This is a genomic window from Pseudomonas sp. GL_093 (assembly GCF_057837605.1).
Genome location: NZ_CM174448.1, coordinates 1,532,437 through 1,547,406 on the forward strand (window position 1 = coordinate 1,532,437; position 14,970 = coordinate 1,547,406).

At 60.7% G+C, this 14,970-nt stretch carries 12 protein-coding genes; 9 read left to right on the forward strand and 3 right to left on the reverse strand.

The features are described 5' to 3' along the window. The first annotated feature begins 231 nt into the window (after positions 1-231). The 9 genes from AC3IUE_RS06910 to pcaC all read left to right on the forward strand — a co-directional run bounded on the left by AC3IUE_RS06910 (position 232) and on the right by pcaC (position 8,508). A complete protein-coding gene (locus AC3IUE_RS06910; RefSeq protein WP_007947285.1) occupies positions 232-1,089 on the forward strand; it encodes a CoA transferase subunit A in 858 nt (285 codons plus the stop codon). Continuing rightward, complete coding sequence (locus AC3IUE_RS06915; protein ID WP_489266374.1) at positions 1,089-1,868, forward strand: CoA-transferase subunit beta; 780 nt, start codon at positions 1,089-1,091, stop codon at positions 1,866-1,868. The genes AC3IUE_RS06910 and AC3IUE_RS06915 overlap by 1 nt, the downstream gene beginning before the upstream one ends. Beyond that, positions 1,865-3,070, forward strand: a complete 1,206-nt coding sequence (gene pcaF, locus AC3IUE_RS06920; RefSeq protein ID WP_489268761.1) for a 3-oxoadipyl-CoA thiolase — start codon at positions 1,865-1,867, stop codon at positions 3,068-3,070. Before AC3IUE_RS06915 ends, pcaF begins: the two co-directional genes overlap by 4 nt. A gap of 37 nt (positions 3,071-3,107) precedes the next feature. After that, a complete protein-coding gene (pcaH, locus tag AC3IUE_RS06925) occupies positions 3,108-3,812 on the forward strand; it encodes a protocatechuate 3,4-dioxygenase subunit beta (RefSeq protein ID WP_489266376.1) in 705 nt (234 codons plus the stop codon). A 1-nt stretch (position 3,813) separates the two neighbouring features. Then, complete coding sequence (gene pcaG, locus AC3IUE_RS06930) at positions 3,814-4,380, forward strand: protocatechuate 3,4-dioxygenase subunit alpha (protein ID WP_489266378.1); 567 nt, start codon at positions 3,814-3,816, stop codon at positions 4,378-4,380. A gap of 192 nt (positions 4,381-4,572) precedes the next feature. Next, positions 4,573-5,877, forward strand: a complete 1,305-nt coding sequence (locus AC3IUE_RS06935) for an MFS family transporter (RefSeq protein ID WP_489266380.1) — start codon at positions 4,573-4,575, stop codon at positions 5,875-5,877. A 45-nt stretch (positions 5,878-5,922) separates the two neighbouring features. After that, a complete protein-coding gene (locus tag AC3IUE_RS06940) occupies positions 5,923-7,287 on the forward strand; it encodes a 3-carboxy-cis,cis-muconate cycloisomerase (RefSeq protein ID WP_489266382.1) in 1,365 nt (454 codons plus the stop codon). 11 nt (positions 7,288-7,298) lie between these two features. Further along, the gene (gene pcaD / locus AC3IUE_RS06945) at positions 7,299-8,105 is read left to right on the forward strand and encodes a 3-oxoadipate enol-lactonase (protein ID WP_489266384.1); all 807 of its coding nucleotides are present in this window, start codon (positions 7,299-7,301) and stop codon (positions 8,103-8,105) included. A 10-nt stretch (positions 8,106-8,115) separates the two neighbouring features. Next, positions 8,116-8,508, forward strand: a complete 393-nt coding sequence (pcaC, locus tag AC3IUE_RS06950) for a 4-carboxymuconolactone decarboxylase (RefSeq protein ID WP_033060940.1) — start codon at positions 8,116-8,118, stop codon at positions 8,506-8,508. Positions 8,509-8,662: 154 nt separating this feature from the next. Here the strand turns inward: pcaC and AC3IUE_RS06955 are convergent, their stop codons facing one another. From AC3IUE_RS06955 to emhB, 3 genes are all read right to left on the reverse strand, one after another. Next, positions 8,663-9,922, reverse strand: a complete 1,260-nt coding sequence (locus AC3IUE_RS06955; RefSeq protein WP_489266386.1) for an OprD family porin — start codon at positions 9,920-9,922, stop codon at positions 8,663-8,665. A 441-nt stretch (positions 9,923-10,363) separates the two neighbouring features. Next, on the reverse strand, positions 10,364-11,824 hold the full coding sequence (gene emhC, locus AC3IUE_RS06960; RefSeq protein ID WP_489266388.1) for an efflux RND transporter outer membrane subunit EmhC: 1,461 nt from the start codon (positions 11,822-11,824) through the stop codon (positions 10,364-10,366). Beyond that, positions 11,821-14,970, reverse strand: coding sequence for an efflux RND transporter permease subunit EmhB (gene emhB / locus AC3IUE_RS06965; protein WP_056739344.1), 3,150 nt, complete (start codon positions 14,968-14,970; stop codon positions 11,821-11,823). Before emhB ends, emhC begins: the two co-directional genes overlap by 4 nt.

A 14,970-nucleotide genomic window follows, 5' to 3' on the forward strand; every position in this document is an offset into this window, starting at 1 on the left:
TTTTGATTGTTCAATGGACGCGCAGCGTCCCGGGTTGCATTCCTTTGCTGCGCGTGGAAACGATCAGAAAACGGATAGGTAGTGAGACAACAATGTGTTCGATAAACGAACACTCAGTCGATTATCGGATTGTTTGGCGTTTTTCAGGGGCTTACTCTTCAGTCATTCCGGCGCTGCGCATCGCGCCTTTTTCTTCCACTGTCGGTTCATAACAAAACGGGAGCCTGCCCCATGGCTGAAATCCTTTCGCTGCACGACGCGGTGAAGCAATTCGTTAACGACGGCGATACCGTCGCGCTCGAAGGCTTCACTCACCTGATTCCTACGGCGGCGGGTCACGAAATCATTCGCCAGGGCAAGAAAGACCTGACCCTGGTGCGGATGACGCCTGACCTGATCTACGACCAGTTGATCGGCGCCGGTTGTGCTCGCAAGCTGATTTTCTCCTGGGGCGGCAACCCGGGCGTCGGTTCGCTGCATCGCCTGCGTGACGCCGTCGAGAAGCAGTGGCCCCACGCGCTGGAAATCGAAGAACACAGCCACGCCGACCTGGCCAATGCCTACGTCGCTGGCGCTTCCGGCCTACCGTTCGCGGTGCTGCGTGCCTACGCCGGTTCCGACCTGCCGAAGGTCAACCCGCTGATCAAAACGGTCACTTGCCCATTCACCGGTGAAGTGTTGGCGGCCGTGCCTTCGGTGCGACCGGACATCACCGTGATTCACGCACAGAAAGCCGACCGCAAAGGCAACGTGTTGCTGTGGGGCATTCTCGGCGTACAGAAAGAGGCGGCACTGGCCGCCAAGCGCTGCATCGTTACCGTCGAGGAAATCGTCGACGACCTCAATGCACCGATGAACTCCTGCGTTCTGCCGACCTGGGCGTTGAGCGCGGTCTGCCACGTTCCCGGCGGCGCGCATCCGTCCTACGCTCACGGCTACAACGAGCGTGATAACCGTTTCTACCAGGCTTGGGATCCGATTGCCCGCGACCGTGAAACCTTCACCGCGTGGATCAACGAGTACATCCACGGCTGCGCTGACTTCAGCGAGTTCCAGGCCAAACTGGCCGCTGCTTCGGAGGCCAAGTAATGACTTACACCACCAATGAAATGATGACCGTCGCCGCTGCCCGCCGTCTGAAAAACGGTTCGGTGTGTTTCGTCGGCATCGGCCTGCCGTCGAAAGCCGCCAACCTGGCGCGTCTGACTTCCTCGCCGGATGTAGTCCTGATCTACGAATCGGGTCCGATCGGTGCCAAGCCGAGCGTACTGCCGCTGTCGATCGGTGACGGTGAGCTGGCGGAAACCGCTGACACCGTTGTGCCGACCGGTGAGATTTTTCGCTATTGGTTGCAGGGTGGGCGCATCGACGTCGGTTTCCTCGGTGCCGCGCAAGTCGACCGCTTCGGCAATATCAACACCACGGTCGTTGGCGATTACCACGCGCCGAAAGTCCGCCTGCCGGGTGCCGGCGGTGCGCCGGAGATCGCTGGCTCGGCCAAAAGCGTGCTGATCATCCTCAAGCAGTCGGCGCGTTCCTTTGTCGACAAACTCGACTTCATTACCTCGGTCGGCCATGGCGAGGGCGGTGATTCGCGCAAGCGTCTCGGCCTGCCGGGCGCCGGTCCGGTCGGCATCATCACTGACCTGTGCATCATGGAACCGGAAGCCGGCACCCATGAATTCGTGGTCACCGCGTTGCACCCAGGCGTGACCCGCGAGCAAGTGACCGCGGCTACCGGTTGGGCTATTCGTTTTGCAGAAAATGTTGAAAACACAGCCGAGCCAACGGATGTCGAACTGACGGCACTCAGGGATCTGGAAGCCCGCACTGCCGCGGCCCACGGCCAAGCACCCGGAGAAGCCTGATGCGTGATGTTTATATCTGCGACGCGATTCGTACCCCCATCGGCCGTTTCGGCGGTGGCCTGTCGGCGGTACGCGCCGACGACCTGGCCGCCGTGCCAATCAAGGCGCTGATGGAGCGCAACCCGTCGGTGGACTGGAATGCGGTGGACGAGGTGTTCCTCGGTTGCGCCAACCAGGCCGGCGAAGACAACCGCAACGTGGCGCGCATGGCGTTGTTGCTGGCGGGCCTGCCGGAAACCATTCCGGGCGTGACCCTCAATCGCCTCTGCGCCTCGGGTATGGATGCCATTGGCACTGCCTTCCGGGCCATCGCCAGCGGCGAAATGGAGCTGGCGATTGCCGGCGGCGTCGAGTCGATGTCCCGCGCGCCGTTCGTGATGGGCAAGGCTGACGCGGCGTTCTCGCGCAACATGAAGCTGGAAGACACCACCATCGGCTGGCGCTTCATCAACCCGTTGATGAAAGCCCAATACGGCGTGGATGCGATGCCGCAGACCGGCGATAACGTGGCTGACGATTACGAAATTTCCCGCGAGGATCAGGACGCTTTCGCACTGCGCAGCCAGCAGCGGACAGCCGCCGCGCAAGCCGCAGGATTTTTCGCCGAAGAAATCGTTGAAGTACGCATTGCCCACAAGAAGGGTGAAAGTGTCGTCAGTCAGGATGAGCATCCTCGCGCCGACACCACGCTGGAAACCCTGGCCAAACTCAAACCGGTCAACGGTCCCGACAAAACCGTCACCGCCGGCAATGCTTCCGGGGTGAACGACGGTGCGGCGGCATTGATTCTGGCCTCGGCCGAAGCGGTGAAAAAGCACGGCCTGACGGCTCGCGCCAAAGTACTTGGCATGTCCAGTGCCGGTGTTGCACCACGGGTCATGGGCATCGGCCCGGTGCCTGCGGTGCGCAAACTGACCGAGCGCCTCGGTCTGGCCGTCAGCGACTTCGATGTGATCGAACTCAACGAAGCGTTCGCCAGCCAAGGCTTGGCGGTGCTGCGGGAACTGGGGCTGGCGGACGACGCAGCCCAGGTCAACCCGAACGGTGGCGCCATTGCCTTGGGCCATCCGTTGGGCATGAGTGGCGCGCGTCTGGTACTGACCGCGCTGCATCAGCTGGAAAAGACTGGCGGCAAGAAAGGTCTGGCGACCATGTGCGTCGGCGTGGGCCAGGGTCTGGCCTTGGCGATCGAACGGGTCTGACGCGCAGCGTTGATGAATAAGAACTGAGGAATGCTTCATGACTGACAAGCCTGGTTACCGCCGCCCGCAAGAGGGCACCCAGCCGGAATACCTGCACCCGGCCTATCAATCCACCAACCGTCGCTCGCCGTCCAAGCCGTTGGTGTTTTTGCCCCATTCGCTGTCGGAAATTACCGGTCCGACCATCGGCACCGAGCGTGTGCAGGAGAAGGACAACGACCTGACCGCCCAGCACAAGGGTGAGCCATTGGGTGAGCGCATCATCATTCACGGCCGCGTGCTGGATGAGGATGGCTTGCCGGTGCCAGGGATTCTGGTGGAGATCTGGCAGGCCAATGCCGCCGGCCGCTACAACCATGACCGCGACCTGCACGATGCGCCGCTGGACCCGAATTTCACCGGCACCGGCCGCACCGTGACCGACGCCAATGGCTGGTACCAGTTCCAGACCATCAAGCCCGGCGCCTATCCGTGGGGCAACCACCACAACGCGTGGCGCCCGGCGCACATCCATTTCTCACTGTTCGGGCCGAGTATTCTGACGCGCCTGGTCACGCAGATGTATTTTCCGGGCGATCCGTTGCTGGCCTACGACCCGATCTACAACTGCGTACCCGATACCAGCGCCAAAGAGCGTTTGATCGCCAGTTTCGACCTGGAAAAAACCATCCCTTCCTATGCCCTCGGTTATCGCTGGGACATCGTCTTGCGCGGCCGCGAAGCCACGCCGATGGAGAAATAAGATGACGCTGAACGCGACCACGTCCCACACCGTCGGGCCGTATTACCACATCGGCCTGACCTGGCTGAACCGCGAAGACCTGACCATCGAACAAACCCTGGGCGAGCGCGTGGCGATCACCGGGCAAGTCATCGATGGCAACGGCGACGTCGTCAACGACGCGATGCTGGAGGTCTGGCAAGCCAACGCCGCCGGCAAGTATGACCACCCCGAAGACGATCAGGACAAACCCCTGGACCCGAACTTCGAAGGGTTTGGCCGGGTGCCGATGGATGCGGAAGGGCGTTTCCGTTTCACCACGATCAAGCCGGGCACGGTGGAAGGCTTGAAAGGCACGACTCAGGCGCCGCATCTGGTGGTGCTGGTGTTTGCTCGCGGGTTGGTGAAGCACTTGCTGACGCGGATTTACTTTGATGGCGAACCGGCCAACGTGGCGGATCCGCTGCTGGAATGTGTGCCGGCTGAACGTCGCAGCACCTTGCTGGCGAAGAAAGATGCGTCCGGTGTGTACCAGTGGAATGTGATCCTGCAGGGAACGGATGCCGAGACAGTGTTCTTCGACTATTGAGAACACCGCAATCCCTGTGGGAGCGAGCTTGCTCGCGATAGCGGTGTATCAGTGGCATCAATGCTGAATGACACACCGCTATCGCGAGCAGGCTCACTCCTACAGGGGGGGTATGTGTTGCTGATGCATCTGTGGAACGGGGCTGTTGCAAAGTGTGTCTAGACTCTCACAGTCCCCATTGAGTAAAAAACAATGACAACTAACACCGCTACTACAGCGCACTACACCGGTGAAGAGCGCAGCAAAAGGATCTTCGCGATAGTCGGCGCCTCGTCCGGCAACCTCGTCGAATGGTTCGACTTCTACGTCTACGCCTTCTGCGCGATCTATTTCGCCCCTGCCTTTTTCCCGTCCGATAACCCGACTGTGCAGCTGGTGAATACGGCGGGCGTGTTCGCCGCCGGGTTCCTGATGCGGCCCATCGGCGGCTGGATCTTCGGCCGGCTGGCGGACAAGCACGGGCGCAAGAATTCGATGCTGATCTCGATTCTGATGATGTGCTTCGGTTCGTTGCTCATCGCTTGCCTGCCGACCTACAACAGCATCGGCGTCTGGGCGCCGATCATGCTGCTGTTCGCCCGCTTGTTGCAGGGCCTGTCGGTGGGCGGTGAGTACGGCACCACTGCGACCTACATGAGTGAAGTGGCCCTCAAAGGCCAGCGCGGTTTCTTCGCCTCCTTCCAGTACGTGACGCTGATCGGTGGGCAACTGCTGGCGGTGTCGCTGGTGGTCATCCTGCAACAGTTCCTCACTGAGGATGATTTGCGCGCCTATGGCTGGCGGATCCCGTTTGTCGTCGGTGCGTTGGCGGCGTTGATTTCGCTGTTCCTGCGTCGCTCGCTCAAGGAAACCAGCAGCAAGGAAATGCGTGAAAACAAGGACGCCGGCAGCATCAGTGCGCTGTTCCGCGACCACAAGGCGGCGTTCATTACCGTGCTCGGTTACACCGCCGGTGGCTCGCTGATTTTCTACACCTTCACCACGTACATGCAGAAATACCTGGTGAACACCGCCGGCATGCAGGCCAAGACCGCCAGCTACATCATGACCGGCGCGCTGTTCCTTTATATGTGCATGCAGCCGCTGTTCGGCATGCTCGCGGACAAGATCGGCCGACGTAACTCGATGCTGTGGTTCGGCGCTCTGGGGACGTTGTTCACCGTACCGATCCTGCTGAGTCTGAAAAGCGTCAGCAGTCCGTTCCTGGCCTTCGTGCTGATTACCGTGGCGCTGGCGATCGTCAGTTTTTACACCTCCATCAGCGGCCTGGTAAAAGCCGAAATGTTCCCGCCGGAGGTGCGTGCCTTGGGCGTCGGCCTGGCGTATGCGGTGGCGAATGCAATCTTCGGCGGTTCGGCGGAATACGTGGCCCTGAGCCTCAAAGCCGGGGGCATGGAAAACTCCTTCTACTGGTACGTGACGGTGATGATGGCGGTGGCGTTCCTGTTCAGCCTGCGCTTGCCGAAACAGGCGAAGTATTTGGAAAACGACCTTTGATCTTTACCCGTGGGCCTGACCGGCCCACGCCTCCAGGGACTGTTTATGAACGAGCGACCGGGCAATCAATTGTTCGATGCCTATTTCACTGCCCGCGACATGCGTGAGGTGTTCTGCGATCAGGGTCGGGTTCAAGCGATGCTTGATTTCGAAGCGGCACTGGCCCGTGCCGAGGCGCGAGTCGGGCTGATTCCGCAGACGGCTGTCGCGCCGATTGAAGCGGCCTGTCAGGCCGGGCATTACGACTTTGTCGCCCTCGGCGAGGCGATTGCCACGGCGGGCAATTCAGCAATTCCGTTGGTCAAGGCGTTGGGCAAGCAGATCGCGGCCAAGCATGCCGAAGCCGAGCGCTACGTGCATCTGGGCGCGACCAGCCAGGACGTGATGGACACCGGTCTGGTGCTGCAACTGCGTGGCGCGCTGGAGCTGATCGAAAGCGATCTGGCGCAATTGGGCGAAACCCTCTCGAGCCAAGCCCAGCGTTACGTCGCCACACCACTGGCCGGGCGCACCTGGTTGCAGCACGCGACACCCGTCACCCTCGGTATGAAAATCGCCGGTTGGCTGGGCGCTGTCACTCGCAGTCGTCAGCGTCTGCGGGAACTCAAACCGCGGCTGCTGGTGCTGCAATTTGGCGGTGCCTCCGGAACCCTCGCGGCCCTCGGCCAGCAAGCGATGCCGATTGCCCAGGCGCTGGCTGAAGAATTGAAACTGACACTACCGGATCAACCTTGGCACACCCAGCGAGATCGCTTGGTGGAGTTCGGCTCGGTACTGGGATTGATCGCCGGCAGCCTCGGTAAACTGGGGCGTGACATCAGTCTGTTGATGCAGACCGAAGCCGCTGAAGTGTTCGAGCCATCTGCGCCGGGCAAGGGCGGTTCTTCGACCATGCCGCACAAACGCAACCCGGTGGGCGCGGCGGTGTTGATCGGTGCTGCGACTCGCGTACCCGGTTTGCTCTCGACCCTGTTCAGCGCCATGCCCCAAGAACACGAGCGCAGCCTGGGCCTGTGGCATGCCGAATGGGAAACACTGCCAGAGATTTGCTGCCTGGTGTCCGGCAGCCTGAAGCAGGCGCGGCTGGTGGCGGAGGGACTGGAAGTGGACGCCGAGCGCATGGCCCGTAACCTCGATCTGACTCAAGGGCTGGTGCTCGCCGAAGCGGTGAGCATCGTCCTCGCCCAACGGGTCGGCCGCGACACTGCGCACCATTTGCTGGAGCAATGCTGCAAGCGTGCCGTGGCTGAACAACGTCATCTGCGAGCGGTACTCGGCGACGAGCCGCAAGTGACCGCCGAACTGTCGGATGCTGAACTCGATCATCTGCTGAACCCCGCCCATTACCTCGGTCAGGCCCATACCTGGGTCGAACGAGCGGTGGCTGAACATTCTGCGTTGACTGCCTGAAGGAGATTGCTGTGGCTTTCGTACAACTCGCCGAGGGCGAACTGCACTACCAAATACAAGGGCCGCAACTCGATGGACCGGCGGATGCGCCGGTGCTGGTGTTGTCCAACTCGCTGGGCACCGACCTGAACATGTGGGACGCACAGATTGCGGCGTTCACCGAGCATTTCCGCGTGCTGCGTTTCGACACCCGGGGTCATGGCCAATCGCTGGTCACGCCGGGGCCGTACAGCATCGAGCAACTGGGCCATGACGTGCTGGCGTTGCTGGATGCGTTGCACATCGAACGCGCACATTTCTGCGGCCTGTCCATGGGCGGCTTGATCGGCCAGTGGCTGGGGATCAACGCCGGTCATCGCCTGAACAAACTGGTGGTGTGCAACACCGCAGCGAAAATCGGTGATCCGTCGGTATGGAACCCGCGCATTGAAACCGTGCTGCGTGACGGTCCGGCCGCCATGGTCGCTTTGCGTGATGCGTCGATTGCGCGCTGGTTCACCGCGGATTTTGCTGAAGCCAATCCTGCTGCCGCGAAGAAGATTACTGACATGCTCGCGGCCACCTCGCCTGAAGGGTATGCCGCGAACTGTGCCGCCGTGCGCGATGCCGATTTCCGCGATCAGCTGTCCTCGATCAAGGTGCCGCTGCTGGTCATCGCCGGCACCGAAGACGCGGTCACGCCGCCGTCCGGCGGGCACTTCATTCAGGAACATGTGCAGGGCGCCGAGTACGCCGAGTTCTATGCCGCGCACCTGTCCAACGTTCAGGCCGGTGCTGCATTCAGCGAGCGCGTGTTGGCGTTTTTGTCAGGTCATTGAGGGTTTTTTTGTGGACGAGAAACAACGTTACGACGAAGGCCTGAAAGTCCGCCGCGCGGTACTCGGTGACGCTCACGTCGACCGCAGCCTGAACGCGCTGACCGAGTTCAATTCGGAATTTCAGGAAATGATCACCCGTCACGCCTGGGGCGACATCTGGACCCGTCCGGGGCTGCCGCGCCATACCCGCAGCTTGATCACCATGGCCATGCTGATCGGCATGAACCGCAACGAAGAACTCAAACTGCACCTGCGCGCCGCCGCCAACAACGGCGTGACCCGCGGCGAGATCAAGGAAGTGATCATGCAGAGCGCGATCTACTGCGGCATTCCGGCAGCGAATGCGACGTTCCATCTCGCGGAGTCGGTGTGGGATGAGTTGGGGGTTGAATCGCGGGAGTGATCCTGGCGTTTTTAGGTGTCTGAGCTGACGCCATCGCGAGCAGGCTCACTCCCACAGTTATCCGGTGTGAACACAGAATTTGCGTTCACCAAAGATCCCTTGTAGGAGCGAGCGGTGCGGCGATCCGACTTGCCCGCGAAGACGTCCCTGAGCCTTACAACAAACTGATCGGATAGCTGACGATCAACCGGTTCTCATCGAACTCGTTGTTGCTGAAGTCGCGGCGAATGGTCGAGTTGCGCCATTTGAGGTTGAGGTCTTTTAGCGCGCCGCTCTGCACGGTGTAGCCCAGTTCGCTTTCGCGGCCCCATTCCTTGCCGTCGGTGATGGTGCCGGTGTGGACGTTGTCGCCGCTGATGTAGCGGTTCATCAGGGTCAGGCCGGGAATGCCGAGGGCGACGAAGTTGTAGTCATGCCGTACCTGCCAGGATTTTTCTTTCGCATTGTCATAACTGGCGTTGTAACTGTCGTTGGCCAGGGTGCCGCCGCTGGTGCCGTTGACCCGCATCCAGGCGTTGTCGCCGGTGAGTTTTTGCAGGCCGACGTAGAAGGTGTTGCCGCCGTATTTGGCCGAGAACAGGCCCGACCACGTCTTGTTGTCCAACTCGCCGGCCCGGGCACTGCCGTCATCCTTGCCGTAGAAGAAACCGAGGTTGGCGCCCAGGGTCCAGTCGCCGATGGGCTGGCTGTGGATCAGATTCACGTACTGCTGGCTGTAAATGTCCTTGAGTTCGGCGTTCCACATACCGATCTGGGTGCGTTTCTCGTTGAAGGCGTATTCACCGCCCTGGAAGTTGAAACGGTCGGAGGTGAACGCCGGTTTTCCGGTCATCGACATGTCGTTCATGCTGCTGTCGTCGCGCGGGCTGTTGGCGCGGAACTGGCCGCCGTAGAGCGTCAGGCCGTTGATTTCCTTCGAGGTGATCTGACCACCACGGAACGTTTGCGGCAGGGAACGACCGTCGTCCGAACGCAGGATCGGCAACACCGGCATCCATTCGCCCACCTTCACTTCGGTCTGTGACAACTTGGCCTTGAACGCCACGTTGGTGCGCCCGAAGTTGTCCGCTGGGCGACCGTCGTGATCCAGCGGCAGCAATTGCGTACCGCCCGTGCCTTTACCGCCGTCGAGCTTCACCGAGTACAGCCCCAGCACATCCATGCCGAACCCCACGGTGCCCTGAGTGAACCCGGACTTGGCGTCGAGGATGAAGCTTTGTGTCCATTCTTCTGCCTTGCCCTGAGCTTTGGTCGGGTTGGTGAAGTTGCGATTGATGTAGAAGTTGCGCAGGTTCAGGTTGACCTTGGCACCTTCGACAAAGCCTGACTCCTCGGCCATGGCGGGCAGAGCCGTACTGGCCAGTGCAACGGCGATGAGGCTGGGGAACAAGTATTGCGTGCTGGAAGGTGTCATGTGCTCGGGTCTCTCTAGTTTTTAGGCGTGAAACGGGGCGCTGCCGCAACTTGGGGGGTTGCAGACCAAAATTTGAATTCGGGATAAAAACGAACGGGATCAGCCGGACAGGGCAGGGCGCGGGGGCATGGTGTCGAACCTGTTGTTATTGGTCTTGTACGACGAATGGTGCGGGGAATGTACCGGATGGTTCAATCGGCTAAAGCGGGTTGTGGGCGATTATCGAACCAGAATTGGACTGAGGTTCTGTGGCGTGAGTGCTGGCCTCTTCGCGAGCAGGCTCGCTCCCACAAGAGATCTGTGTCTGGCTCAAATGACATACACACAGGTAGCCCCCTGTGGGAGCGAGCCTGCTCGCGAAGAGGCCAGTGAGGCCAACACAACTTTCCTGTGGTTAACAAAAAGCCCACCAATCGGTGGGCTTCTTGTTTTACAGCGCTATCAGAACAACTTCATCTTCGGCGCTTCTTCTTTCAACGGCTCGTTCTTCGCCGTCTGCTCGTTCCAGCCACCGCCCAGTGCCTTGTACAGATTGACGGCACTGACCAGTTGCGCCAGACGGTCGGTGATCAGTACCTGTTCAGCACTGAACAGCTGACGCTGGGCATCGAGGAAGGTCAGGTTGCTGTCGACACCAATGCGATAACGACGCTCGGCCAGACGGTAGTAGTCCTGGTTCGCGGTGACGAAATCATGCTGGGCCTGCAACTGATCGGTGTAGGTCTGGCGGGCGGCCAGGCCGTCGGCGACTTCCTGGAAGGCCGTTTGAATGGACTTCTCGTAGTTCGCCACGCCGATGTCTTTCTGGATTTTTGAATAATCCAGGCTGGCGCGCAGGCTGCCGGCGTTGAAGATCGGCAGGTTGATCTGCGGCTGGAACAGCCAGGTGCCCGAACCGCCCTTGAACAGACCGGACAGGTCCGGGCTCAGGGTTCCGGCGTTGGCCGTCAGGCTGATGCTCGGGAAGAACGCCGCCCGCGCCGCGCCGATGTTGGCGTTGGCGGCTTTCAGGTTGTATTCGGCCTGGAGGATGTCCGGACGACGTTGCAGCAAGTCCGATGGCAGACCGGCCGGCACTTCGCTCAGCAGGTCGTCAGCCAATGGCTTGGCCGCTTGCAGATTGGCCGGGACGCCAGTGCCGAGCAGCAACACCAGGCTGTTTTCATCCTGGGCGACTTGACGGGTGTACTTGGCCATTTGCGCGCGGGCGTTTTCCACCGAGGTACGCGACTGGGCCAGGTCCAGCGCCGAGGCGACACCCACTTCGTTGCTGCGGGCGGTGAGCTTGTAGCTCTCCTCGAACGCAGCCAGGGTGTCCTGGGTCAGTTTCAGCAGTTCCTTGTCGGCCTGCCAGGTCAGGTAGGCGTTGGCCACACTGGCCACCAGGCTGATCTGGGTGGTGCGTCGTGCTTCTTCAGTGGCGAAGTACTTCTGCAGCGCTTCTTCGCTCAGGCTGCGAACCCGACCGAACAGGTCGAGTTCATAGGCGCTGATGCCGACCGTGGCCGAGTAGGAACTGGTGATGTCCGCTTGGCCTGTCTGCGAGGCCCGAGCCGGGACCCGCTGGCGGCTGCCGGTGCCGTTGGCCGACACGGCAGGGAACAGATCGGCACGCTGGATGCGGTATTGAGCCGCAAAGGCGTCGATGTTCAACGCCGCGACACGCAGGTCACGGTTGTTTTCCAGGGCGACCTGGATCAGTTGTTGCAGCGCCGGGTCATGGAAAAACTGCTTCCAGCCCTGTTCGGCGGCAGCCTGGGCAGGCGCCTGGGCCGACGAATACGCCGGACCTTGCGGGTACTGGCCCGCCACCGGAGCTTCAGGCTGCTGATAATCGGGAATCAGCGAGCAACCACCGAGCACGAAGGCGGCAACAGCCAGGGAAAGTAGCGACTTGCTCATAAGCCAGCCTCTTTAGAAGGTTCTAGAGCGTCGTCCTGGTCAGCGATTTTGCGCTGCCCCATGGCCGACACGGTGACGAAAAACAGTGGGACCCAGAAGATCGCCAGGATCGTGGCCGTGAGCATACCGCCAATCACCCCGGTACCGATCGCATGCTGGCTACCCGAACCTGCACCCGTGGAAATAGCCAGTGGTACCACACCGAGGACGAAAGCGAGCGACGTCATGATGATCGGTCGTAAACGCATCCGGCAGGCTTCGACTGCGGCATCGCGCAGGCTACGCCCTTGTTCATGCAGTTCCTTGGCAAATTCGACAATCAAAATGGCGTTTTTCGCCGCCAGACCAATGGTCGTCAACAGGCCCACCTGGAAGTAAACGTCGTTGGAGAGTCCCCGCAGACTGGTTGCCAACAATGCACCGATGATCCCCAAAGGCACCACCAACATCACCGCGATCGGAATCGACCAGCTTTCGTACAGCGCTGCCAGGCACAGGAACACCATCAGCAGCGACAACGCGTACAGCGCGGGAGCCTGAGAGCCGGACAGCCGTTCTTCGTACGACAGGCCGGTCCAGGAAATACCGACACCGGCCGGTAGTTTCTTGGCCAGGGCTTCGACTTCCGCCATGGCTTCACCGGTGGAGTAGCCCGGAGCCGGGGCACCGAGGATTTCCATCGCTTCTACGCCGTTGTAACGCGAGAGCTTCGGTGCACCGTAGATCCACTCACCCTTGGCGAAGGCCGAGAAAGGCACCATGGTTCCCTTGGCGTTGCGTACATACCACTTCTTGATGTCTTCCGGGCTCATACGCGCACCCGGTTGGCCTTGCACGTACACTTTCTTCACTCGACCACGGTCGATGAAGTCGTTGACGTAGCTACTGCCCAAGGCGATCGACAGGGTGCTGTTGATGTCGGTGAGGGTGATGCCCAGAGCACTAGCCTTTTCGTCATCAATTTCCAGCTGGTACTGCGGCTCGTCGTTCAGGCCGTTCGGACGCACCTGGTAGAGCACCTTGCTCTGCGCGGCCATGCCGAGGAACTGGTTTCGCGCTTCCATCAGCTTGTCGTGACCGATACCGGCACGGTCTTGCAGGAAGACGTCGAAACCGGTGGCGTTACCCAGTTCCAGTACCGCCGGCGGGGCGAAGGCAAACACCATTGCATCGCGGAAGGTGAAGAAGTGCTGCTGGGCGCGGGCAGCGAGTTTGAACACGCTGTTTTCCGCATCCCGCTGATCCCACGGCTTGAGCATGATGAACGCCAGGCCCGAGCTTTGGCCGCGACCGGCGAAGTTGAAGCCGTTGACGGTAAAGACCGAGGCCACGGCGCTCGATTCCTTATCCAGCAGGTAGGAGCGCATCTCATCGATCACCACTTGCGTACGCTGGGCGCTGGAGCCGGCCGGAGTCTGCACCTGAGCAAACAGTACACCCTGATCTTCTTCGGGCAGGAACGCCGTTGGAATGCGGGTGAACAGCCAGATCATGCCGACCAGGATGACGAGGTAGGCCAGCAAGTACGGGGCCTTGTTCGCGAGCATGTTGCCCACGCCACGTTCGTAGCTTTTGACGCCACGGTCGAAATTGCGGTTGAACCAGCCGAAGAAGCCGCGTTTCGGCGTGCCGTGCTCGCCTTTCGGAATCGCCTTGAGCATGGTCGCGCAGAGCGCCGGGGTGAAGATCAGCGCGACCAGTACCGACAGGGCCATGGCCGAGACGATGGTGATCGAGAACTGCTTGTAGATCACACCGGTGGAACCGCTGAAGAACGCCATCGGCAGCAGTACCGCCGACAGCACCAGGGCAATACCGACCAGTGCACCCTGGATCTGCCCCATGGATTTCTTGGTAGCCTCCTTGGGTGACAGGCCTTCTTCGCTCATGACCCGTTCGACGTTTTCCACCACGACGATGGCGTCGTCCACCAGCAAGCCGATGGCCAGCACCATACCGAACATGGTCAGGGTGTTGATGCTGAAACCGAATGCCGCGAGGATCCCGAAGGTCCCCAGCAGTACCACGGGCACGGTCATCGTGGTGATGACGGTGGCGCGGAAGTTTTGCAGGAACAGGAACATCACCAGGAACACCAGCACGATCGCTTCGACCAGGGTTTCAACCACACCCTTGATCGACTCGGTCACCACCGGCGTGGTGTCGTACGGGAACACCACTTCCATCCCTTGCGGGAAGAATGGCTTGAGGGTTTCGATGGTCTTGCGCAGGGCTTTCGCGGTGTCGAGGGCGTTGGCACCGTTGGCCAGTTTCACCGCCAGACCGGAAGCCGGTGCGCCGTTGAACTGCGCGTTGATGCTGTAGTTTTCACCACCCAGACCGACATCGGCGACATCGGACAGGCGCACTTGCGAACCGTCCTTGTTGACCTTGAGCAGGATCTTGTTGAACTGCTCGGCGGTCTGCAGACGGGTCTTGCCGATGATGGTGGCGTTCAACTGCTGGCCGGGTGCAGCAGGCAAGCCGCCCAACTGGCCGGAAGACACCTGGATGTTCTGCGCCGCGATGGCTGCTTTGACGTCCACTGGCGTCAGGTTGAAGTTGTTCAGCTTGGCCGGGTCGAGCCAGACACGCATCGCATACTGGGAGCCGAAGACCTGGAAGTCACCGACACCGGCGGTCCGGGAGATCGGGTCCTGCATGTTCGACACGATGTAGTTGGACAGGTCGTCCTTGGTCATGCTGCCGTCGCGCGATACCACGCCGATCACCAACAGGAAGTTCTTCACTGCCTTGGTCACGCGGATACCCTGTTGCTGCACTTCTTGCGGCAGCAGCGGGGTGGCCAGGTTCAGTTTGTTCTGGACCTGAACCTGCGCGGTATCGGAGTTGGTGCCCTGCTCGAAGGTCGCGGTAATGGTCATGCTGCCGTCGGAGTTACTTTCCGACGAGACATAACGCAGGTTATCGATACCGTTGAGCTGCTGCTCAATGACCTGCACCACGGTGTCCTGCACGGTTTGTGCGGATGCGCCCGGGTAGGTCACCTGGATCGCAATGGCCGGAGGCGCAATGCTCGGGTACTGGTTGATCGGGAGTTTGAGGATCGATAGTGCCCCGACCAGCATGATGACCAGGGCAATTACCCAGGCAAAAATCGGACGGTCGATAAAAAATCTGGACAT